23 protein-coding genes and 1 other annotated feature are annotated in these 22894 nt (G+C 44.0%); of the genes, 12 read left to right on the top strand and 11 right to left on the bottom strand.

Translation table 11 applies throughout. The features are described from left to right. Nucleotides 1-20: 20 nt before the first annotated feature. The 3 genes from CA600_RS23610 to CA600_RS23600 form a co-directional block, all read right to left on the bottom strand. Nucleotides 21-2096, bottom strand: a complete 2076-nt coding sequence (locus CA600_RS23610) for a peptidoglycan D,D-transpeptidase FtsI family protein (RefSeq protein ID WP_094873310.1) — start codon at nt 2094-2096, stop codon at nt 21-23. Between the two features lie 263 nt (nt 2097-2359). After that, the gene (locus tag CA600_RS23605; protein WP_094873308.1) at nt 2360-3505 is read right to left on the bottom strand and encodes a transglutaminase domain-containing protein; all 1146 of its coding nucleotides are present in this window, start codon (nt 3503-3505) and stop codon (nt 2360-2362) included. Nucleotides 3506-3566: 61 nt separating this feature from the next. Further along, nucleotides 3567-4004 (bottom strand): hypothetical protein, encoded by a 438-nt coding sequence (locus CA600_RS23600; RefSeq protein ID WP_042191604.1) that lies wholly within the window; start codon nt 4002-4004, stop codon nt 3567-3569. A gap of 271 nt (nt 4005-4275) precedes the next feature. Between CA600_RS23600 and CA600_RS23590 the strand changes: the two genes are divergently transcribed. Together CA600_RS23590 and CA600_RS23585 are read left to right on the top strand one after the other, a co-directional pair. Beyond that, complete coding sequence (locus CA600_RS23590) at nt 4276-5463, top strand: MFS transporter (protein ID WP_094873305.1); 1188 nt, start codon at nt 4276-4278, stop codon at nt 5461-5463. Between the two features lie 131 nt (nt 5464-5594). After that, a complete protein-coding gene (locus tag CA600_RS23585) occupies nt 5595-5942 on the top strand; it encodes a DNA primase (protein ID WP_076285257.1) in 348 nt (115 codons plus the stop codon). A 123-nt stretch (nt 5943-6065) separates the two neighbouring features. Here CA600_RS23585 and CA600_RS23580 read toward each other — a convergent pair whose 3' ends face one another. Both CA600_RS23580 and cyoE read right to left on the bottom strand, forming a co-directional pair. Next, nucleotides 6066-6689: an SCO family protein gene (locus CA600_RS23580; protein WP_306440409.1), complete on the bottom strand. Its 624-nt coding sequence runs from the start codon at nt 6687-6689 to the stop codon at nt 6066-6068. Between the two features lie 17 nt (nt 6690-6706). After that, nucleotides 6707-7639, bottom strand: a complete 933-nt coding sequence (gene cyoE, locus CA600_RS23575; protein ID WP_094873303.1) for a heme o synthase — start codon at nt 7637-7639, stop codon at nt 6707-6709. A 241-nt stretch (nt 7640-7880) separates the two neighbouring features. On the opposite strand from cyoE, the gene CA600_RS23570 reads away from it, so the two are divergent. Beyond that, a complete protein-coding gene (locus CA600_RS23570) occupies nt 7881-8882 on the top strand; it encodes a metal-dependent hydrolase (RefSeq protein WP_094873301.1) in 1002 nt (333 codons plus the stop codon). Nucleotides 8883-8990: 108 nt separating this feature from the next. Beyond that, nucleotides 8991-9179 (top strand): hypothetical protein, encoded by a 189-nt coding sequence (locus tag CA600_RS23565; RefSeq protein ID WP_042130914.1) that lies wholly within the window; start codon nt 8991-8993, stop codon nt 9177-9179. Nucleotide 9180: 1 nt separating this feature from the next. Here CA600_RS23565 and trpS read toward each other — a convergent pair whose 3' ends face one another. Next, complete coding sequence (gene trpS / locus CA600_RS23560) at nt 9181-10167, bottom strand: tryptophan--tRNA ligase (RefSeq protein WP_094873300.1); 987 nt, start codon at nt 10165-10167, stop codon at nt 9181-9183. A 61-nt stretch (nt 10168-10228) separates the two neighbouring features. Continuing rightward, nucleotides 10229-10468: a binding site (T-box leader), on the bottom strand. A gap of 134 nt (nt 10469-10602) precedes the next feature. Between trpS and CA600_RS23555 the strand changes: the two genes are divergently transcribed. Together CA600_RS23555 and CA600_RS23550 are read left to right on the top strand one after the other, a co-directional pair. Continuing rightward, nucleotides 10603-11577, top strand: coding sequence for an aldose 1-epimerase (locus CA600_RS23555; protein WP_094873299.1), 975 nt, complete (start codon nt 10603-10605; stop codon nt 11575-11577). 202 nt (nt 11578-11779) lie between these two features. Further along, on the top strand, nt 11780-12010 hold the full coding sequence (locus CA600_RS23550; RefSeq protein WP_042130917.1) for an alpha/beta-type small acid-soluble spore protein: 231 nt from the start codon (nt 11780-11782) through the stop codon (nt 12008-12010). 139 nt (nt 12011-12149) lie between these two features. Here the strand turns inward: CA600_RS23550 and CA600_RS23545 are convergent, their stop codons facing one another. Both CA600_RS23545 and CA600_RS23540 read right to left on the bottom strand, forming a co-directional pair. Continuing rightward, nucleotides 12150-12560, bottom strand: coding sequence for an O-methyltransferase (locus CA600_RS23545; protein ID WP_094873297.1), 411 nt, complete (start codon nt 12558-12560; stop codon nt 12150-12152). Between the two features lie 426 nt (nt 12561-12986). Continuing rightward, entirely contained in the window at nt 12987-14786 is a 1800-nt protein-coding gene (locus CA600_RS23540) for a M3 family oligoendopeptidase (protein WP_094873296.1), read from the bottom strand. 118 nt (nt 14787-14904) lie between these two features. Here CA600_RS23540 and CA600_RS23535 point away from each other — a divergent pair, with 118 nt between their 5' ends. Both CA600_RS23535 and CA600_RS23530 read left to right on the top strand, forming a co-directional pair. Continuing rightward, nucleotides 14905-15096 carry a YycC family protein gene (locus tag CA600_RS23535; protein ID WP_042130920.1) on the top strand — a complete coding sequence of 64 codons (192 nt, stop codon included), beginning with the start codon at nt 14905-14907 and terminating at the stop codon, nt 15094-15096. After that, a complete protein-coding gene (locus CA600_RS23530; protein ID WP_042130921.1) occupies nt 15093-15323 on the top strand; it encodes a hypothetical protein in 231 nt (76 codons plus the stop codon). The genes CA600_RS23535 and CA600_RS23530 overlap by 4 nt, the downstream gene beginning before the upstream one ends. A gap of 92 nt (nt 15324-15415) precedes the next feature. On the opposite strand, the gene CA600_RS23525 is transcribed toward CA600_RS23530, so the two are convergent. Beyond that, entirely contained in the window at nt 15416-16126 is a 711-nt protein-coding gene (locus tag CA600_RS23525) for a DUF2225 domain-containing protein (RefSeq protein ID WP_094873295.1), read from the bottom strand. A gap of 36 nt (nt 16127-16162) precedes the next feature. Then, on the bottom strand, nt 16163-16546 hold the full coding sequence (locus tag CA600_RS23520) for a globin domain-containing protein (protein ID WP_042130923.1): 384 nt from the start codon (nt 16544-16546) through the stop codon (nt 16163-16165). 412 nt (nt 16547-16958) lie between these two features. On the opposite strand from CA600_RS23520, the gene ylbJ reads away from it, so the two are divergent. The 4 genes from ylbJ to CA600_RS23500 all read left to right on the top strand — a co-directional run bounded on the left by ylbJ (nt 16959) and on the right by CA600_RS23500 (nt 21900). Beyond that, nucleotides 16959-18221, top strand: coding sequence for a sporulation integral membrane protein YlbJ (ylbJ, locus tag CA600_RS23515; RefSeq protein WP_094873293.1), 1263 nt, complete (start codon nt 16959-16961; stop codon nt 18219-18221). 76 nt (nt 18222-18297) lie between these two features. Then, the gene (locus CA600_RS23510; protein WP_042191633.1) at nt 18298-19101 is read left to right on the top strand and encodes an NAD kinase; all 804 of its coding nucleotides are present in this window, start codon (nt 18298-18300) and stop codon (nt 19099-19101) included. A 157-nt stretch (nt 19102-19258) separates the two neighbouring features. Then, nucleotides 19259-20440, top strand: coding sequence for a copper amine oxidase N-terminal domain-containing protein (locus CA600_RS23505; RefSeq protein ID WP_179281714.1), 1182 nt, complete (start codon nt 19259-19261; stop codon nt 20438-20440). 20 nt (nt 20441-20460) lie between these two features. After that, the gene (locus CA600_RS23500) at nt 20461-21900 is read left to right on the top strand and encodes a S41 family peptidase (protein ID WP_094873290.1); all 1440 of its coding nucleotides are present in this window, start codon (nt 20461-20463) and stop codon (nt 21898-21900) included. A 123-nt stretch (nt 21901-22023) separates the two neighbouring features. Here CA600_RS23500 and CA600_RS23495 read toward each other — a convergent pair whose 3' ends face one another. Next, nucleotides 22024-22710, bottom strand: coding sequence for a YutD family protein (locus CA600_RS23495; protein ID WP_094873289.1), 687 nt, complete (start codon nt 22708-22710; stop codon nt 22024-22026). Between the last annotated feature and the right edge of the window lie 184 nt (nt 22711-22894).

Here is a 22894-nt window from a genome sequence, read left to right as displayed (position 1 = left end):
TTTCTCTCCTTTTTCTCTAATTATTCTTGAACGGGGCCTGACGCAGGAGCAACATTCTTTTTCGGCACACCATCGAGCCCGTACTCCCAATCATAGGCGTCAAAAATTTTACGAGCCACCGGAGCAGCGCTGTTGGAGCCAAAGCCCCCTTCTGGTATAACAACCGCTACGGCCAGCTTCGGATTATCTCGCGGAGCAAAAGCAATAAATACCCCATTATCGCGGTTAATATTTTTTCTATCTGTTTTTTCAGAGGTACCTGTCTTACGTGCAAAATCATAAGGAAAATCATCAAAAGCACTAACTTTACTGCTCATCCCCTGTTTGATCTCTTTCCAGTAGGATTTGTCAAATGTTACTGTATTAAGCACTTCTCGTTTAAATTCCTTAACCAACTTCCCTTGTGCATCCGTGATCTTACTAACAAGTTGAGGCTTAATACGCACCCCTTCATTAGCAAGCGTAGAAGCATACTGGGCAAGCTGCAATGTAGTATAACTGCCCTGTTGGCCAAAAGAAGCATAGATAAGTGCGGCCTGCGAGCTGCCTGCGGCCTTAAGATCAGTATAGTTAATCTGGCCCGGTGATTCGCCTGGGAGACCACTTTTCGTTGATACTCCCAGCCCGAATTCTTTCATATATCTGTCCCAGACCTCTATGCCTTTATCCCCCGGATATTTCTTGTAAAGCTGCTTACCCACCATATCAATCATAAATACGTTAGAAGAGTCTCTAATAGCTTTAGCTGGATCTAGTGGACCATATACGTGACCCGATGAATTTCGTACGGATGATTTATTATCCTTACCGAAATAAGTAATGCCCACATCTGAATAGGTTGTTGAGGTATTAAAAAAACCTTCATTTAAACCAATTAACACACTTAATGGTTTGATCGTAGATCCCATAAACACAAGTGAACTAAAATCATGACCTGATCTACCAGATGAATTCGAAGTAATCGTACCATTTAGATGATTATTCATAATTTTATTCCAGACAGGTGTCGGTAAGGAGTCTTTGGTCCATACATTTGAATCGTAATCCGGCATGCTTGCCATGGCGACAATATTTCCAGTCTCCACTTCCATGGCTACGGCATATCCTGTTAAAGCATCTGGATGCGTCTCACCTTGAACAGCATTGGTATGCAGCCATTTAATCTGATCCAATATGGCCTGTTCTGTCTTCATCTGAATCTTCTTATTAAGGGTCATCCAAATATTATTCCCCTTTACAGGAGCAACGTTCTGTTCAACCTTCTCAGCCATATTCTGAGGAGTCACCGAAATGACCTGATAACCATTTTCTCCTCGTAGCTCTCGTTGATACTGCATTTCCAGACCATCAAACCCCACATATTCTTCTGCATTATACATAAGTCCAGGGGGAGAATCTTTTTTCATTTCACTACGGACATTCTTATACATCGCTATATCTTCAGTCGATTTAAATGGCTTTCCAAAGCCGACTGTCTGCACCGCTACCGTATCTTTATCGTAGTGACGAACGCTCTCCTCCACGATCGTTAGCCCCGGATAATTGTCTTTATGCTCCATGAAATAGGCTATTTCCTTTGGAATTAATCCAGTCTTGATCCGTCGCGGCACATAACCTAAATACTTTTTGAAATCTAAATCTAATGAATCCAAGATATCTTGCTGCGTCAGCTTCGGTGCATTCGGATCTCCATATTTAGCAAAATCAGCTGCAAGCCTTACTGCAAGCATATCGGAGTTGTACTTCGCCTTCTCCGTAAGTGAGGTCTCACCTGTTACTTTATCTGTCGTTCTAGCTGTGTAATCTTTAGTTAATGTAAGGTAAAGCGACTCCGTAGGTGTTGAATAGGCAATCTGCTCTCCTTCGGCAGCAAAAATAATCCCACGCATCGCTGCGAGCGGAACAATTTTCGTTTCCCGGCTCGTTTCTTCTTCACTCAACAGAGCTCCCTCAGTAAACTGTAAACCTGCAAGACGTACGATAATAATACAAAAAATAAAAAAAGTGCCAAAGAAAAAAACATTCAGTCTCAGACCTACAGAATTTCTTGAAGATATCCCGTCCTTAGGCGGGGGCTGCTTACCAAACAAACTCACCAGCTTTCTCCCCTTCTACAAGCATAAACGCCTTGACTGTCCTTATAAGGACGGTAAGTGTTTATGCGAGAAATATAAGACATAAAGTATAGTGCTTATACTTTCTTATATTTGAAAATGTCTGACATCCCTTTGCCTGTGACATTACTCTTATGATGAAGGTGAGTTCTTAGCTGCTTATTGTGAGCATGCCCTCGCATTTAAGTTAGAACTGACGTTACTTGAGTTTATTGTACCACACCCCAGGAGTTCAGCGCCCTCACTCAGAGGGCGTTCTCCCTAATATGCGTTTCATCAAAATCCTTCGGATTGAACCAATCTCCGCTGCTAGCCCAAGTCGGATCCAGCGGGATCCAAGCTTGCCGATCACTTATATATACTTCATTCCAAGCATGTGCACCATACCCGCCACGCCCATCATAACCCTGACCTGTTACAACCCGAACCTGCAAGCCCTGTGAACGAGCCATCACAGCGTACAGTCGGGCATAGTCTATACATACCCCTTGCCTAGTGTCGAATGTATCCTGTGGTGTTTGTTCATGCCAGACCCTGTTTTGCAAATAATTATCAGCTTTAGCATAATCATAAGTCACGCGTGTACCTACCCAATCATAGAGAAGTCTCGCTTTTTTCTCTTCATCTTGCGCTTGTCCAACAATGTCTTCTGCTGCTCCTATAATATCCTGAGGAATTTCATGATCGATAACCTCATATTTCCTGCGAAGGATATCATTCATCTCTGCTGCAACGGTCTTCGTCAGAATAGGGAGTTTCTTCTGCACAGTCTCACCAACAATAGGTTCAAATACAGCTGCAGCGCTCTGACTATAGATTGGAGAGGACTCCACATAACGGCTAAATCCACTCTCCGGATTTAATCCAACACAGATGAAAAGAGCGAGAACAATTACCAGACTACGCATTAAACCGATAATTAATCCAACGATTGCTCCTCCCATACGGCTAACCTGCGTAATCTTTCTGTCTTTAAACTTCTTAGCACGCCGCAATTGTGGAAAAGGAAGCAACATGGATAACAACCCTAAGAGCATACGAATTAACAGATAAGAAATCAGGAGTAATAACAGAAATCTAACTAGCGGTGATTCTGATAACACAGACACCGCCGTATAATAAATTTGCTGCCACTGTGTAAGCTTCGTGTCAGGAAGACTAATCCCCGACGCCCAAGTCTCTACATAGGGATTGAGGTAGGCTGCAGCTGGGATAGCTAATACCAAAGATGCTATAGTAAATAATCCTGTTCCCAGCAGCCCAAATAATCTTCCGGTAGCACTTGAGAAACCTCTGCTCCAGCCTTGCAATAGAGAGAAGACTACAACCAGCAGGAGGGCGATCGAGATGATATTAGCATCACTCACACTAGTCATCCATCCGTTTATCATATTCGCTCTCTCCTTTCAGTCGCGCGCTTGCTCGCTTGTTATATTTTTGAGCCCAAGCCTGTTATTGATGTTTGCGGGCTTCCTCGATAAATGTTTTTGTCGTATCAGTAACACTCCACTTCCCAAGACTAACACCACGGAAAGTAACCTCTACTTTATCTTCACCCGCTGCGCCCTTCACTTCAATATTCGGCGTTGTAATCGTAAAGGTCCCGTCTCCATTTGAAGTGTACTTCGCATCCTGCGCTTCTTTAAGCATAACCTCTTGCGCTTCCTTCTTTAGCGTGCTTACCGTTCCATCTGCCACCTTATTCACAGCGTTACCAATTTGGTCCATTGTAACACCACTATAGATGAACAAACCTACAACGATCACAATGACAATCGCCCATTTCAGAACGGTTTTAACCAAATTAACAACCGCAAACAGCAGGACAAGCGCAATTACAATAACTAGCCAATTTTCCCTTATAAACTGTGACCATACCTCTGGATCCATCAATCTCACAACACCCCTATCGCCTAGTTTCGTCCCAAGGATTCTCTCTTCCCATAGACATAACGCCAATATTAATTATTATACATGAATACCCATCATAATTCATGGTTCCACCCTCCGTAAAAGGTATACCTACGAGTGGAATTAAAAAAGCGGTATAAGCCTTCTCTGTCCCACGTAAAGTACAAGTAGTGCTTAAGAATTGGTTCTTCATTATTACGCCGTCCTGCATTCACTTGTGCTGTAGGTGGCTCTCGGAGGTGTTCCCCCTGTGAAAACTGCGCTGTGGCTATACTTATTTCTCTTTTTGGCGTTCTTCGATTTACATGCTCAGTATCCCGTCCTTACGCCCTTTGCCATCTCTCTTGGCGCGGGACCCACCTTTATTGGCTGGATGATGGGCATGTACTCGTTGACCCACCTTCCCGGCAATCTGCTTGCAGGCGTACTCGTCGATCGTAATGGCTCCCGCCGCTACATCGTCTTCAGCCTTGTCGCAGCGGGAGCTATCCTACTGCTGCAAGCTCATGTACAGCTTCCATGGCATCTGCTAATGCTAAGAGCAGCAAGTGGATTCGTGCTCGCTTTTCTCTCTCCAGCCTGTATGACGTTACTAGCTTCTTTATCATCGGATGCCACAGAGCAGGGTAAATATATGTCAGGACATGGTATCGTTCATACGTTAGCTTCCGTTGTATCGCCTGCTGCGGGAGCTTTTATCGTAGCAAAAGCCGGCTACTCTGGTACCTTCACCACACTTGGATGGCTCCTTATCGCAACAGGAATCATGGCTTTTTTTAGTGTACCTGCACCTTCGAGACATATCTTAAAGCCGCTAAGCTCAGCGCAATCCTCATTAAAAGTTCCAGATAAACCTTCTATTCCAGCGAAAGATGACGATCAGGTATCCAAACGGTATTACCTTTTACCTTTTTTCGTTTCCTGTTCACAAGGCGTTCTCTTTTTCGAGCTCCCACTATCTCAAACAGGGAGTAATAGTATCCTTTCCACAGGTATACTCCTGTCACTCCTCAGTTTAGGTGCTTTGGTAACGCTTAGCATGCTCTTTCTGAACCGTCTATCACCAGGAGGAAGAATAGCAGCGGCATTACTGGGAATGGCTATCTGCTTCTTTGGACTCGCCTCATTCCACAGTATCCCGACTGCTGCGATTCTTTTTGTGCTCGGTGCAGCCAAAGGAGTGCTATTTCCTGCAATGGCCTCACTCTTCATTAGTCTAGGTGGACCTGGGCGAATGGGTCGGACTTTCTCCATGCAATCGATAGCCATGTCACTTGGTGCATTCGCTGGTCCCGTGGCTGCCGGACAGCTAAGGTCCTTTGTTTCTCCTTACTTCATAGCCTTTCTAGTTCTAATGGTAGCATTGCTTCTTCTTCCACCTAAAAACACAGGGAAACTATCGAACCTTACTTCCAAATGGAAAGGGCGAGCCGCATGATTCTTGGCTTTTACGACATTTCCCGGGGAATGAAGACTTTCCTGCCGAAACAGTTGTTAAAAATGACGATCCTTCGGTAAACTATAATGAGCCTGATGCTTGGACCCATTCCCGGAGGTGATTGTCAGCTAATGTCCATAACGATTATTGTCGAAGGTAAGAACGACCGCAGCAGATTACGACGCGTGCTGGTACCGGAAGTAGAAATCCTATGTACCTTTGGTACATTAAATACACTAAAATTAGAATCCCTCCGGCAACAAGTAGGAGATGGAGAAGTATACCTTTATTTGGATAACGACAGCTCTGGCAAAAAAATACGCAGTGTGCTCCGGGATGCCTTCCCAGATGCCGATCATATTTATACTCGCCGCGGATATGCAGGTGTGGAAGGTACGCCTGATGAATACAACATCACTCAGCTCGAAAAAGCTGGATTGGAAGATTTTATCATATACCCTGAACCACTTCCATTTTAGCTGAAGCAAGTATAAGGATAATGTATAGCAGGAAACTTATACTATCGTATATAAAAAAAACGCCTTTTTCGTTATCCCCCAATAAAAAGGGATTCGAAAAAGGCGTTTTTAAGATTTGATGTTCTATTCCCGAGCCAATTCCTTCAGCTGGTCGGCAAGAAATTCAGGCGTTACATTCTCCGTATCTCCTGCGTCATACAATGCACGAAGTCGATTATCTCGGTCAACTAGCGCTATACGGTTGGCATGTACGAAATTTTCTTTGGAATTCCCTGCGATTAATACTTTAAAAGAATCCGTTGCTAACTTACGAACTTCTTCCTGATCCCCCCGCAAGAAATACCATCCATCATAATTCGCCTGAAAACGGTCTGCAAAAGTCTTAATAGCTTCCCGAGTATCATTCTTCGGATCAAAAGAGATAGAAACAAACTCCGTATCTTTACCAAAACTGCCATCCTCGACCAGAATCTTCTGTGTCTGAGATAACAAAAACGTAGTTATGGGACATACATCCGGACACTGTGTAAAAAAGAAGTATACCAGCCGTGCTTTACCTTGTGTATCAGCCAGAGTAACCTGGTCTCCATTCACATTTTCAAGAGAAAAGTCCTGTACTTCTCCGATTACTGGGAATTTTTCTTTTCCTAAATTTAAAGCGTTAATTGCCAGATAACCAGCCATAATCAAAGCAAGTATTAGCAGAAGCCAAGTCCATTTATAACGCTTAAAGGTCTGCACGGACACGTATACCCTCCCTCTTCTTAACCGTGAATCGTATTTAATACAAGTACGATCAAACTAACCGTCAGGTAGTTAATGGAGAAGAGGAAGTTCTTCTTCGCCCAAACTTCATCATCCTTTGCCTTAAAACCCATCAAGGTCAATATTAACCAAGCCAAGGACAACGCTGATGAAATGATTAGAAAAAATATGCCTGCGTAATCGTAGGCGTACATTAACACTGGAATAGGCAGCAAAAGGGCTACATAAGGAATCATCTGAAATTTCGTACGTCGTGTTCCTTTTACTACAGGTAGTAATGGAAATCCTGCCGCTCTATATTCTTCTTTACGTCTAATGCCCAACGCCCAGAAGTGAGGGGGTTGCCATAGAAACAACATGGCAAAGATCAGCCAAGCGCCTAGATCAACCGTTCCTGAAACCGCAACATAACCAATTACCGGGGGCATTGCTCCAGAAATCGCACCTACAGAGGTGCTCCATGTGGATGTCCGCTTCAACCAAAGCGTGTAGACTACTACGTAAACGAACATGCCAACAATTCCAAACAAACCAGCAAGCATACCTGAAAAAGCAAACAGTACGATCAAACCTGCAATACCAAGCCCAATGGCGTATAATAATACAGTGTTTGGTTTCAGTCGTCCTGTAGGAAGCCCCCGTTCACGGGTTCTTTCCATCTTCATGTCCAGATCCCGGTCGAAATAGTTATTAAAAACACAGGCCGAAGCCATAACCAGCATTGTACCGAGCAGAGTCAGAACTAATCTGCCGTAATGAACATCCCAACCCGAGGCCAACCAATATCCCGCAAACGCCGCAATAAGGTTAGATCGGATAATACCGGGTTTTGTTACAGCAATGAAATCACGCCAGCTAGCACCTTCCGGTGGAGATTTTGCAGACATGGCTGCAGAATCGGAAGAAGCTTGAAATGTTATATGATTGTCCACACCTAATGATCCTCCTTCTAAACGAAAATCTAACGTTCTAACCGAAGTATTCACTACTTCGCTGTTAACTTTATCATAACAAACCCGTGAAGACTTTGACAGTCATGGGGCAGTAAGTTCATGAATTTGACAATTACGTGACAATATTTATTTAATTTTTCTTTCAATCCCCCTAATAACCAGAGCTGTATTTGGGTAATTATTAATAGAGAACTTCCGAACAACAAAGGAGAACTGACCAATGGATACTGCTACACATTTAGTTATGGGCCTAGGCTTAGCCGGGCTTTCCTTCGTTGATCCCATCGTTGCTTCTGATCCGAAACTGGCCGGGGCTGTTATGCTGGCAACAGTGCTCGCCTCTCAGGCTCCTGATGCCGATACTGCGCTACGACTGAAGGATAATGCGTTGTATATTCGTAATCACCGAGGAATCACACATTCCCTACCCTTTCTAATTCTGTGGCCCGCCCTGATTTCCTTCGTGTTGGGGCCTTTATTTGGCTTTACTGATTTACAAGCCCTAAGCCACATCGCACTCTGGAGCTTCATTGGCGTAGGTGTTCACGTATTTTCTGATCTATTTAATACCTATGGCACTCAGGCTGCACGTCCATTCACAGAGAAATGGATTGCCTGGAACATCATCCACATTTTTGACCCGTTTATATTTGGTAGCCATATCGCAGCCATCCTTCTCTGGATCACCGGTATCGTTCCGCCGCAACCTTTATTTATTACGCTGTATGCCTGTACAATTCTTTATTATATTTGGAGAACCGTCGTTCACGCACGCCTTACGCGTAATATCAAACTCAAGGATTTACATCATAATGCCGGCGAACGTTATATTGTAATCCCTACAATTTCTCTAAAGCGCTGGAACGTAGTAAAAGTGAAAAAAGATGGTAGCTATGATGTTGGGCAGTTAGTCAATCATCGATTGGAATGGTTCAAACATGCTGTATGCTCGAATCATCCCGCTGTGGAAATATCCAAGTCGCACCCTGATATTCAGTCCTTTCTATACTTCACCTCTTATGCAGTAGCCGAAGTCGAAGAACTTCCTTCAGGATATATGGTGCGCTGGGGGGACGTACGTTATTTACATCGTAAACAATACCCATTTGTGGCTGTATTAGTGATGGACAATCAATATCGACCTTTAAATACTTATGTAGGTTGGCTTAGCAGCGAGAAGCTCGACAAACGATTTTCCATTGACCCTGGATCTTTACGATGAAACTGTAGACTTACGCAGAGATCTATTCTATAATCACAAAAAATCCCGGAGTATTATTATCATACTCCGGGATTCATTTTAGCAGACATAGAAAGGAAGGCTCTCTTAATGGGTAAAGGACTTTCACTTTGGTTCGCTTGTTCTTCTATTCTTATTCTTACTGCCGCTTCAATCGCGATCAGTTATAGCTTTTGGTTGGCACTTCTGCTCGGATTTCTCTGTGTCATGAATATCGGCTGGGGATTTATTCTTAAGGCCAAGATCAGACGCAAGCAGGAAAGCCTAAGCGCTGATTAGATTAACGGGCTGGCAGAAATCCCATCCGCTCTTTAACTCCATTCAGCGTCTCTGTGGCAACAATGCGCGCACGACCAGCACCTTCTGCAAGAATATCTGTGATCGCACCCGAGCTACGAATTTCATTATATCGTTGTTGTATAGGCTCAAGCGTAGCTACAACCACTTCAGCAAGATCCTTCTTAAAGCCGCCATACATTTGCCCTTCATAACGATCAGCGATTTGCCCCAGTGTCATTCCAGAACATTCGGAATAAATACTCATCAAATTACTGATCTCTGGTTTATTAGCCGGATCAAAAATCACTTCACGTCCTGAATCAGTCGTTGCACGGCTGATTTTTTTACGGATTATGTCCGGTGAATCTAACAGAGCAATGTAGCTGCCTGCGTTAGGACTGCTCTTGCTCATTTTTTTGGTGCCATCATCCAGAGACATTATACGTGCACCCACCTCTGGAATGTACGGCTCCGGAATGGTAAAGAATTCGCCAAAACGATTATTAAAGCGGCCAGCTAAATCACGAGTCAGTTCCAAATGTTGTTTCTGATCTTCTCCAACTGGTACAAGATCCGCATTATAAACAAGAATATCTGCTGCCATCAAGGAAGGATAGACGAATAAACCAGCGCCAACAGAATCTTTACCTGATGATTTATCTTTAAACTGGGTCATACGCTCCAGCTCGCCCATTGCTGTAAGTGTCGTCATGATCCAGCCCAGTTCAGCGTGTTGTGGCACATGAGACTGCATATAGACATTAGAACGTGCAGGATCAATTCCTGCTGCAATAAAGAGGGCCGCTACGGACTCTGACTGTTCACGCAGTGCCGCAGGATCTTGTGCTACAGTGATTGCATGCATATCGACTACCATAAAGAAACATTGATGATCCTCTTGCAGCTTCACAAAATTTTTCAGTGCTCCAATGTAGTTTCCCAGTGTAAGTGAACCGCTCGGCTGAATACCTGACATTACTTTTTTCATAATATAGACCTCCGTTTGATTTCGTTTCTAAGTTTCCGAGAACGCAAAAAAAGCCTCATCCGCAAGGGACGTGAGACCGTGGTGCCACCCTTATTCGCTGCTTAATCTTGTTTGGACAAGAAAAAAACAGCCTTAGTCTTCCGTTAACGGGGAAGATCCGGCCGGTCTACTAGGGCATCTAGCTCCCGTTCAAACTCGGCGCTCAGGGGTCCATTCATCAGGTTTGTCCTACCGGTTCGCATCAACCACCGGCTTTCTGAAGGTGCAATGCCTGCCTACTTGTCCCCGTCATCACATTATCATCATGAATTAATGCCTTCATCATAGAACCATAAAGAGAAGTTGTCAAATCACTTAACCACTACCGTATAAATCTGTTATGATAAGGTTATCCATGTTCTATTCGATTACAGTTACGATAAAGGAGCATATCTCATGAAACAGGTGACCAAAGGGCAGTGGGGCGGTTATGATACTTATATTTTGCACAGCCGTGAACTGGAAGTCACGCTTTTGCCGCGACTAGGAAATAACGTGATTTCATTGTTTGATGTAAAGAAACAACGGGAAATTCTACGGCGCCCTGATGAAAGCGATCAAGCTTTCTTTATGCAAAAACCTTACCATTTTGGCATGCCGCTATTAATTCCACCCGGAAGAATTCGTAAGGGCCAATTTCAGTTCGAGGGTACAAGTTATCAATTTGACCAGAACACCGCTAATGACAATCATATTCATGGTCTACACCGAACTCAGGCCTGGTGTGTCAGCGATATTGAAGAAGATGAGGATGGTTGCGCGGTCACTACTGAATTTCTAACAGAAGATGATCCCCACTGGATGGAGCAATTCCCTATCCCGCTTAAATTCGAAATGACGTTTAGGCTTCAGGAAGCCCGATTTACCCAAACTTTAAAGGTTACAAATCTTGGAGATCACCGAATTCCTTTTGGAATCGGTTATCACACCTGGTTTATGATTGATGGAGAACCTGAGCGCTGGAATCTTAAGCTCCCGGTAAATAGTATTTATGAACTGAATGATGAATTGCTCCCTAGCGGCAATCTAATTCCACTTGGTGATCTGGAAGCCTTGAACACCGGAATGAACATGCAGGGAACTAATTTTGATACTGCTCTACGTATTGGAGAAAAACAACCTGTAGAAGCCTTATTATTACGCGATGATGGTTATGGCCTTCGTTATACTGCTGACGAGAATCTATTCCGTCACTGGGTGCTATATACCAAAGGACCCGCCGAACAATTTCTGTGCATTGAGCCCTATACTTGGCTCGCGAATGCACCGAATGTATCCGAGGATGCTTCCTTCACAGGTCTTTTAACGATAGAACCTGGTCAGAGTCAGAATCTATCCACCGTGCTGGAAATGATCTATCCTGAGATTTAAAGCACATATACACTATATCGGTCTTGCCTTGCGATTACGTAAGGGAAGACCGATTTTTTTGTATAATCCCTAGCAATAAAGGATTCCTATCCTCACTTTTATTTCACTAATAATTACCATCCTTAAAACCTTTCGAAGTGATGCATGAATTAACCTCTTAGCGCTCATACTATCTTCACAACGGGCGAAGGAGGTGACACACATGGGTCAAGCAGGTCAAGGTCGTAGCAGCCGTTCCAATAACCTGGTCGTTCCTCAAGCAACTGCAGCATTGCAACAGTTGAAATATGAAGCAGCACAGGAGCTTGGAGTAACGATCCCAGCTGACGGTTATTACGGGAACTACACTTCTCGCGAAACTGGTTCTCTGGGCGGTTACATCACTAAACGTCTAGTACAACTGGCAGAACAACAACTGTCTGGTCGTCAGTAACAACGTTATCTTAAGTGTTTTATCCGGCTAGGTATAAAGCCTAAAGCCGAGTAGCTTTTGAGCCCTCTCACACTTCTTTCTGAAGCTGTGGGAGGGTTTTTGATTTTCACAATATATTGAAATTTTATGTAAACAACGCTTAACCGAAAAATTGTTCAGAGCTTTCAGCATAGGCATTACGAGGCGATCGAATCATTAGATTTGCCATATTATAATTGGACTCCAATGTAGCATCTACAATCACCATTCCCTGTCTAATGGCGAATTCATAAGAAATCTCGCCATGCGTCCAACGCCGCTTGTATTTCAGGCTTTCCAGCGCCATTAGTCGAAAAGAAGACTGCTGTCCATCTGTCATCCCTTCTTTTGCATCAGTGAATCCCCCACTTCGCCCAGAAAGAGGATTATGTCGTATCCCGAATTTTCCAATCATGTTATTTCGTATTTGCACAAAAACCGTACCAGAAGTTAATCCCGATAATTCTTCCTGTAGCTCCTTAAACACCATGTCCATCTGTCTCGCTAATGATAGTTGTTCCGTCTTAAGCATTACTTTTCCTCCTAAAAGTTTTGTGAGCATAGCTTCATTCGAATTCACTTCGTACAAAACTTGCTTCGAAAGCATTTACTTCGTTTTGTGAGCATAGCTTCATTCAAATTCACTTCGCAGAACTGACTTCGTAAGCGCTTGCTTAGTTTTGTGAGCTTAGCCAAGTGGTATTCTAGCGCGCCTTATATAAGTCTTAAGACTCATTATAGGTTACTGACAAATGGCAAACAACATTATTCGGCAAAATTGGGTTATTATCCCTATGTATGCGCAAAATCCATAGATTAATCGCATATTTCTTTTTATAAATCGTGATTTTTCGACATTTTATCATTAAAAAAAGCCCCTGTTTCAGGGGCTTTTGCGTGTTCACGCTGAAAAATTATTGTTTTTTCTACCGTTAAATTTGTCTTAGTTTAGACTTTTTCAAACTAATTGCTCCGTCATCTCCAAGAACTCATTAATGTCAGCTACAATCAGATCTGTAGCACCTTGCCAGAAGTCCGGCTTCGTAAGATCCACACCCAGATGCTTAAGTACCAAATCCTCTAAAGTCATCACACCAGTATCTTGCAACAAGCTATCGTATTTGTCTGCAAAGGACGCTCCTTCTTGCAGAGCCAGTCGATACAAGCCTGTGCTGAACATGTAGCCAACGGTGTAAGGGAAGTTATAGAACGGAACATCGGTGATATAAAAATGCAGTTTAGAAGCCCAGAAATGGGGATGGTATTCCGAAAGCACCCCACAGAAGGCTTCCTTCTGTGCTTCCACCATCAATTCAGACAGCTCCTCAGCATTTACAAGGCCTTCCTTACGTTTTTCATAAAAACGAGTCTCGAATAAGAATCGGGCGTGAATGTTCATAAAGAAGGCTACGCTATTTTGAATTTTCGTTTCAAGCAGCGCCAGTTTCTCTTCAGCGTTGCTAGCGGCTTTAACCTGAGCGTCAGACACAATGACCTCTGCGAAGGTTGAAGCAGTCTCTGCAACATTCATAGCGTAGTTCTGATTAAATACAGGTTGATCATCCAGTAAATAAGAATGATAAGCATGTCCCAGCTCATGCGCCAAGGTTGAAACATTGGAAGTTGTACCGCTATAAGTCATGAAAATCCGCGATTCCTTACTCTCAGGGAAGGAAGTACAGAATCCTCCAGGACGTTTCCCCGGACGATCCTCCACCTCAATCCAGTTATGATCAAAAGCACGCTCTGCAAACTCCGCCATCTTCGGACTAAATTTGCGGAACTGGGTAACGATATCTTTAGCAGCCTGATCATATGGGATTTTACCTGAAGATTTACCCACTGGCGCTTCGACATCTACCCAGGAAAGAGCATCCAGTCCAAGCAGCTTGGCTTTACGTTGAAGATAGGTCACGAGTGCAGGCTTGCTATTCGTAATCACGTCCCACATCGCATTCAAAGTATCTTGTGACATGCGATTGATGCTCAGCGGATCTTTCAGAATATCTTCCCAACCTCTTCCTTTATAGAGCTTCAGACGGAAGCCGGCTAAGTGATTCAAGGTATCCGCACAGTTATCTGCTGCTTCGGTCCATGCTTCTTCCCATTTATGGAACATGGATTGACGTACTTTCGGATCTGGATCATCCAGCTTGTTAAAAGCTTGACCTGCGGAGAGCAGCTTTGTTCCTTCTTCATCCTCAAATGGGATCTTAATCGAGCTTACAATCGTATCATAGTGCCCGCTCCATCCATGATATCCGTCAACGGCTAGTTCAAGCGCTAAGCTTTCTAACTCTGGACTCATCTTCTCACGGGCCAAGTCACGGCTCTCGCTCAGCACGAACGTTAATGGAGCAATCTCAGAACGTGACATCCACTCTGCCCATACCTTGTCCGTAGTCTGACGAAGCACGTTACTGAATTGTGAGTTAATGCCTTCGAATCCGGCACGCATACTTGTCACTCGAGCCGCCAGTCTTACCGCACCTTTGTCCATTTGATTCTGAGCGCCCAGACAGTCTGCGAAGGAAGAGACCTCCACAAGTCTTCCTGAACAGCTCTGAAGCAGTTCTATAACCTTGTCCAGCGCCTTTGTAGACTCAACATCCGTTGGAGCTACGGCATTCTTCACCAGACCCTGTAAGGCTGCAATATCTTGTTCAAGATTCTTTAAAAAGCTTTCTAACTCAGTAGAGGACGATCCTCCAGCAAATATGGAATCAAGTTCCCAAGTCAGTGATAATGGTTGTTTCATGTCTTCTCACCATTCCTTTGCTCTCATTTGGTTTTCTTTGTAATTGACTTAACACCATGGTAAAGTGAATAACGATACCGGAACATTCATAGCCGATAAACTTTAGGAGGGCATCCATATGAAGCCACTACAAATTTCACCGGAAACAGCCATAACGTTATCCAAGCAACTAGGCGTTCCACTGGAACACTTGATGCATATGCCCCAACATATTTTACTGCAAAAAATAGCTGAGCTATCCAAAAAGCAGAATTCACCGCAAGCTGAGGATGGAAATGAAGAGTCTCCTTCTGGAAAGGATTCACAATGATTCCTTTTAGTCATACCTGGCCTTATGACATTATTTTAGGCGATATGTATGTGCAGTATTGCCCTTTCTGCAACTCGGAGAATGTTCTTCTCCCTATGAAGCCAAAAGAATTGCAAATCGTTCGTGACGGCAAGAAAAAACTACTTGTCTTCCCATGTTGCAGCGCCAGCCCTACAGTTGTAGATAACGACGGAGATTACCTCCTATTCGATCGGGCAGTTCGATAAAGAGAAGTTCATCTAAATCCCAATCTTACCATTTTTATAAAGCGCAGACGAGAGCATTACTCTCTTCTGCGCTTTTTGTTGTTTGTAAAGCTTTAAGAACCTGAAGGCAATCCATCGGCATCCATATCTACAGCTTCGCCGCGCATTTGCTCTCTTAGCACAACCCACTGCTCCCTGGCAGCTCGAATCATCGCAGCATCCATAATCTTCTGATCATTAATCAGGCGGGAGAACCACATTACAGCCACAGAGAACTCTCCGATGCGCCGGTTAAGTTCGCCGATAAGATACATGAGCCGGGCATCATTGCCAGCTATTCCGTCTTTTTCGTATACCTTCACATATTCAGCTAATGAATAGCGCAAAAAGCGTTGTTCCTGTTCCGTATTCCCTTGATACCGGTACAACCAGGCAATGTGATGAAGCAGACTTGCAATAATTCGATCCTTATCGTTAATACTTTGAGCACATAAAAGCGCCAGTTTATAGGTCTCGAGTGCAGTTTCCCAGCTTCGTTTATCCCCAAAGTCACGGCTCTTCCATCGTTTTCCTACCTGTTCATTAAATGCTTTTCGCTGCAGATCCGTCAGCTTGTCCGCTGAATTTTCTGTAGAGGCAAACCCACAACTTGGGCAGACACGTACAACATAATAATCCGGATTCTCGTTTTTGTAATATGCACAAAAATCAGCATCGCGGCGAATAGCCTTTTTTAGACTAGGGCGTACGCGAGAGGTTGAAAATTCATGTTCACAATTGCAACATTTGACCTTAATAGAATATAGGGGTATTAAGTCTGGCAAGTACTCTCATTCCTTTCAGGATCAACCTGTCCCTTATTATTCCTGGGGCATGTTAACAAAATGATGTGCGGGGCCTGCAAGGCGGCTAAGCACGAAGGAACGTAGCGGCTCTTCTACGCCGGTCTCCACAAGCGCCTCTTTCATACACTGCAACCATTCTTCAGCACGTTCTGGAGTAATGGGAATATGCATATGCCTTGCTCTCATCATGGGATGTCCATGCAGTTCTGAATACAATGGGCCACCGCCAAAAAACTGTGTCAGGAATTGATACTGCTTCTCCAGAACAGGAGAAATGTCTTCAGGAAATAACGGACCCAGCTGCGGATGAAGCTGCACTTTGGCATAGAACACTTCCACCAATCGATGTAGCGCTTCAGCTCCTCCTAAGTTCTCATATATACTCTCATTTGGATTCATTGAGGTAACCAGCTCTCTTCCATATTAATGAAACGTTTCTTATTTTATTATACCAAAAAAAAGCACGGCTCGGATATCCGTCGAAAGTGCCCCTAAACGGCAGAAAAAAGACGCTAAACTATAGTTTAGCGCCTGGAGGTTATTGTCAGTAGGTCCGAAATTCTTCATCACCTGCAGGGACGAGAGAGACCCGGATCACATATACAAAAGCACAAACGAGAACTCCGGCTACAACGCTCATCGCCATCACTCCATCCCATTTATTCTTGTAACAGAGGGTGCATTTCTTATTTACATAATATCATATTTCGAGCGAAAAAGCACCGATTTATGTAACCGCTTCCTTTATTTTTTTTGTGCTGTTTGTCCTTCTTTTCGCATACATCTAACCATAGATCAGGAGGCGTTAATTATGACTTTTAAAAAGATTGGCGGCCCACTGCTGGGATTAATATTGGCGGGCTGTATGCTGCTGATGTTGCTTCATCCGGAGGCATCCCTTGGCGCAGCCTTACGAGGCCTGGCCATCTGGTGGGATGTGTTATTCCCCTCCCTATTTCCATTCTTCGTCATATCCGAAATCATGCTAGGCCTAGGGATCGTTCATCTCTTCGGTGCACTGCTAGATCCATTGATGCGCCCTCTTTTTGGTATACCGGGAAGCGGCGGGTTTGTCGCTGCGATGGGATATGTATCAGGATATCCTGTTGGCGCTAAATTAACCGCTAAGCTGCGGGAACAGAATCTGATTAGCAGAGTAGAGGGAGAACGATTAGTCGCTTTCACAACCTCCTCTGATCCAATCTTTCTGTTAGGCGCAGTGTCTGTAGGCTTTTTTCGAGACGCATCGTTGGGGCTCATCCTAGCCCTTGCTCACTATGGGAGCGGTTTGATTGTTGGCTTGCTAATGTCGTTCCATGGACGCAAAGAACAGAGATCCCCCTCCCAAGACCCATCCATAACTAGTTCTACTGCCCCCTCTGTTCCAGCCAAAAAAGGTTTTGGAAGAATCCATGCAGCACTTCTTGCCATGGAGGAGGCTCGGCGTAAAGATGGACGGAGCTTTGGGGAGCTCTTAAAGGGAGCAATCCAGTCCTCGCTAAAGCTTATTATTGTCGTAGGCGGTTTAGTTGTATTCTTCAATGTGCTAATGGAACTGCTGGCCCGTGCCGGTATCCTATCCTCCCTCTTTAACATGACAGGACATCTTGTGTCCCTTGTAGGTGGTCCTCCAGAACTAGCTCAGGCTCTCATTAGCGGATTCTTTGAGGTGACGATCGGTGCCCGTTCAGCAGGTGAAGCCGCAGCTTCCATCCCGCTTCAGTTTAAGGTAGCTGCTGCTGCCTTCATCCTCTCCTGGGGCGGATTATCTGTACATGCCCAGGTGGCAAGTATTCTGAACGGTACGGGACTTCGGTATCTGCCATTTTTGACTGCACGGCTAATTCACGCCATACTCGCATCAGGATTGGTCTTGCTGCTCTGGAAGCCTGTGATGAACACAGGACTGTCTACCGCATGGATATCATTACCAGCCTCTACGGCCTTTACTCCTTCTGCCTCAGGGATCACGGCAAGCCTCGCCCTGGTGAGCCTATTATTAACAGCTGCAATTCTAGTCTCACTGCTTATCCCTGTATTCATTACAATGATTCGATGGATACGGCGAAGTTGATTAACATATTGTGTTCCGGGTCAAGATTGATTATGATCGGTGTATGACTGAATTATACAAAAGGAGCCTGTACATCTTGAGATATTATGTTCTGGACCGCGGTGATGAACTATCAATCAAACTTGCCGAGCAGTTCCACAAGCTGGCGGCGGAGCGGGACCTGCAACTGGATGCCGAGTCTCCCGAAATCGTCATCTCTATTGGCGGAGACGGCACAATGCTGCACGCTTTTCATACCTTTATCGATCAAATTCCCAATCTAGCCTTCGTAGGTGTGCACACAGGACACTTAGGCTTCTATGCGGACTGGCAAGCCGAAGAGCTTCCCACGTTAATCGACTACATGTGCGGAACCGAAGATTCTGAGCCTCAGAAACCTCGTATCGTGAAATATCCGTTACTTGAGCTGGAAATTCACAAGAAATCCGGTTCTTCGTCCCACATTGCCCTAAATGAATTCACCCTTAAAGGGGTAGATGGAACTATAATGATTCAAGTTGACATCAATGATGTTACCTTCGAAATGTTCCGGGGTGATGGACTTTGTATTTCTACTCCTTCTGGTAGCACGGCCTATAACAAAAGCCTTGGGGGAGCCATGGTTCACCCATCTATAGAAGCGCTGCAGATTGCCGAAATCGCCTCCATTAACAACCGTGTATTTCGAACAATGGGGTCGCCATTACTACTGCCGAAGCATCACCATTGCGATATTCTTTCATGTAAGGATCAGCGCTTACTACTCACGATAGATCATAATAATATCCCGGTAGATGATCTGATTTCAGTACGCTGCCAAGTATCGGACAAGAAGGTCAGTTTCGCCCGGTACCGTCCTTTTCCGTTCTGGAACCGTGTACGTGAAGCTTTTTTGGTTTAAGATTAACCTTCGATCCAACGATTTTCAGTGGCTGGAGATATCCATTTCTCCGGCTTTTTTGTGTGACAAAACTAACACCAACTGATAGACTGAGAGAGAAGCCAAATGGTATAATGAGGCTATTTTACAAAGAGTTACATAAAAGGAGAGAGTACTGTTGAAAAAATTTTTATCCCTCATTAGCATAAGTCTACTGGCCCTTATACTTGCAGTCCCGGCTTTTGCAGCTTCGAAACCCATTGATGTTTATATTAACGGAAGTAAGGTTTCCTTCACCGCTGGATCCCCATACTTAGCGAACAATTCTGTACTTGTACCTTTCCGGGTTGTCTTTGAGAAGCTTGGACTTCAAGTGCTCTGGGATGCTAAGACTGGAACAGTAACAGGTAAAGGCTCAAATCTTGCGATTATCCTCAAAATTGGCAGTAACCGTGCTACTGTTAATGGAACCGTTAAAAAACTAACCACTGCACCAGTTTCCTCTGCTGGCACTACATACATCCCTTTGCGTTTTATTGCTGAGGCAACCGGGGGTACGGCCGTCTGGAATTCCACCAATAGAAGTGTACAGATTACTACTCCTGTCTCCAAAGATAAGGACGAAGCAGCCATTACAGCATTAGTTCGTTTGGCTAATAAATATTTCAATGAAGAAAATGCGACTAGCTTCTATTCCCTTATGGAGGAATCCTCTGACGCAGCATCAGTGGCCGAGCTCAAGGAATCTTTTAAAGCTTTCGACATAAAGAATACGATTGATAGCTTGGAAATCCTCGACATAAAGGCTGACGAAGCCACTGTGTATACACTTGAAAGTTCTCGCAGAATAGGTGGGGCTTATACTCCTGATACAGAGAATGAATACGTATATACCCTGGTCCGCAAGAACGGAAGCTGGAAGATCTCATCCGTGGAATCCCAAAGTTCGACCATTCTCCTTACGCATGAACAAGGTATAAAACCAGCAGCCAACATCCCTCAAAACGATGCGGATGCCATCAAAGGTACTGTTAAGAAGTATTATCAAGCAATGAACGAACAGAATCCTACAGCAGTTCTTTCCACGATGACTTCCTATGGAGAAGAATATGATTCCTCTCTTAAGGCAGATTTGGACGATTTCTTTGCTTCGTATGATATTACCTATACTCCAGGCATTTCAAATATTTATTATTACAGTGCCAAAGAAGCTGCTATATATGTAGAAAGCAAAGACAAGGAAGCTAGTGAAGAAGAGACTTATGAGCAAGGCCTTATCTATATTCTATCCAAGTCGGATGCCGGTATATGGACCATCGATGACACATATAACGTCTACAATAAACTTGTGAAATCCTAATAAAAAGGGTGTTTGATTCCATGAAATCAAAAAAAATAATAAGTGCACTGTTAACCAGCTGTCTAGCTTTATCTATTACATTTGCTCCACTGGCTTCCGCCGCAGATGCCGCTAAAGCTTCCACAGACAACAGTGATCTTATTAATGAAGTAATGAAGCTATTGGAGAACTATAACCTTTCAGATGTAGATAAAGATATTTTGATTCGCGGAGCAATTGACGGCATGGTGAACACATTGGATGATCCATACAGCCAATACTTCAATTCCGAGGAAGCGGCGCAATTTGAACATGCGGTTGATCTCGAATACGTTGGAATCGGTGTTAAACTTCAATATACGCCGATAGAGCTCTACATCGAAGAAATCTCTCCAGGTTCTCCTGCTGAAAAGGCAGGCTTGAAACGCGGCGATACGATTCTCAAAATCAACGGAATACCTGTTGACGAAACGGATGATTCGGAACTGAGTGGAGCCGCGGGCACTAAGGTCACCCTGCTGATCCTCAGAAATGGGGTCACAAAATCTTATATTGTCACCCGAAATGAATTGAACTCGACTTCCGTTTTTGGAACCCTCATTGGTCCGAAGATTGCCTATATTTCACTAAGTGGTTTCACACAGAATTCTGATGAAGAATTCGCCGCTATGCTGAAGAAGATGCGTGCAGCGGGCATGAAATCCATGGTGCTTGATTTACGTGATAACTTGGGTGGCTACATGGATTCGGCATACAACATTGCCTCTAGTTTTATGGATAAAGGCATCATGATGTATACCTCTGATCAAAGTGGCGCGTTAACTCCTGTTACGATTACTAGTGGCAGCAAAATTGGTGTGCCCGTCGTAATTATAACCAACGAATACACTGCAAGTGCGTCGGAAGCTCTTACGGGGGCCCTGCGCGACAACAAGCTGGCTACTGTTGTAGGCACTCGTTCTTACGGCAAAGCGCGTATTCAAAGCCTACTTCCAGTGTCTAATGGCGACATGCTGAAATTGACCACGCAGAAATATCTAACACCTAAAAAAGAAGACTTTAATCACATCGGTCTCGCACCGGATATTGAGGTAAAGGGAAAAACTGCACAGCTGATTACCGCCCTGCAGATTGCTGGAATGAAGACTTTAGAAGTCACCGGAGATCATCATATCTTAAATATCAATGGCGTTCCTTTTGCTGGTAATGTTGGTCTTGTGAAACAGGGTGATAAAACTTATGCTTCATCGCTTGTGCTGGCTGCACTTGTCGAGGGCGAAATCACCTGGGATGCCAAGAACAAGAAGGTCATCGTAAAGAGCGGAACAGGCGCGTCCACCGGCTTTACGCTTTCCTCCAAAGAGGCGCTATCTCAGAATGGTGAGACCTACATTGAATTAAATGCCTTTAAGAAGAAGTTTCCGGCACTCGTATGGAGTTACAATGCTACACAGAAGCAATTGAAATTATCTATAAAATAATCCATAAGAAAAGGCAACAATTCTCCGGAGATGGAGGTTTGCTGCCTTTTTTGTACCTGTCTATTCAAAAGAAAAAAGCTGTCTCATTCGTAGAAGGACTCTACTTATGGTCAGCTTTAATCATTAAGATTGTGGATTTTCTATGTTTTGTGTGTTTTGTGTGTTTTGTGTGTTTTGTGTGTTTTCTGTGTTCTGTGTGTTCTGATTATTTTGAGGCTTTTGTGTATGTTGGGGCTTTTGGGATTGACCTTGGGGTGGTCTGCTTTGAAATTCCTTTTTGGATTTCTTCCCTTGCGAATCTTTCCCCCGGTGATTTCGGCTTTGATGTTCTCTCAAAGGTCGTTCCTTAGCAGAAGTCATTTCTTTAAATGCAGCAGATGAATTCGAGCCTTGCTTAGATGATGGTTCTTTAGAGGAAAGCTCCTTATCTATAGCCGCTCCATCATTATCTTCAGCTTCTAGCTCCGAATCTTCTTCCTCACTCGGCTCTGGTATTTCTTTGATCAGAATATCCTTGAACAAACCTTCTTGTGGTACCTCTTTTAACTTATGCAACACAAAATATGCGCAGCCAAAATTGCAATATTCATTAATATAATCGACCATACCAGAAATCGCTGTATCCCGATTCACCTTTGGGTGGTTGTCCCGATAAAAGCCTTTCAAACGCAGCTGACTGTAACCCCAGTCACCAATAATGTAGTCGTATCTTTCCAGCACTTCGCTATATCTTCCGCGAAACGCCTCCGGATTCCAACCATCCTTATGATCTAACATTAGTTCGTAGCCTTTTCCGCCTATAACGATCAAACCTTTTGTCGCCTGCCTTTCTGTGGGGAGGGTGCGTTGATTATACCGTCATTTCCGAGAAATATTGGGCTTTCGGTCGCTGTTGTTGATTAATTTCTATTATTTGAACCGCATCAGCGGTTGAAATCAATCAACAGTGTATGCTTACGATGCTAGCTTTCCTTCGGAAAGCTTTCAGGCGAAC

The organism is Paenibacillus sp. VTT E-133280, assembly GCF_002264385.1.
Lineage (GTDB): Bacteria > Bacillota > Bacilli > Paenibacillales > Paenibacillaceae > Paenibacillus_AQ > Paenibacillus_AQ nitricinens.
Note: the sequence above shows the minus strand (reverse complement) of the source record. Positions and strands in the feature narration are given on the sequence as shown.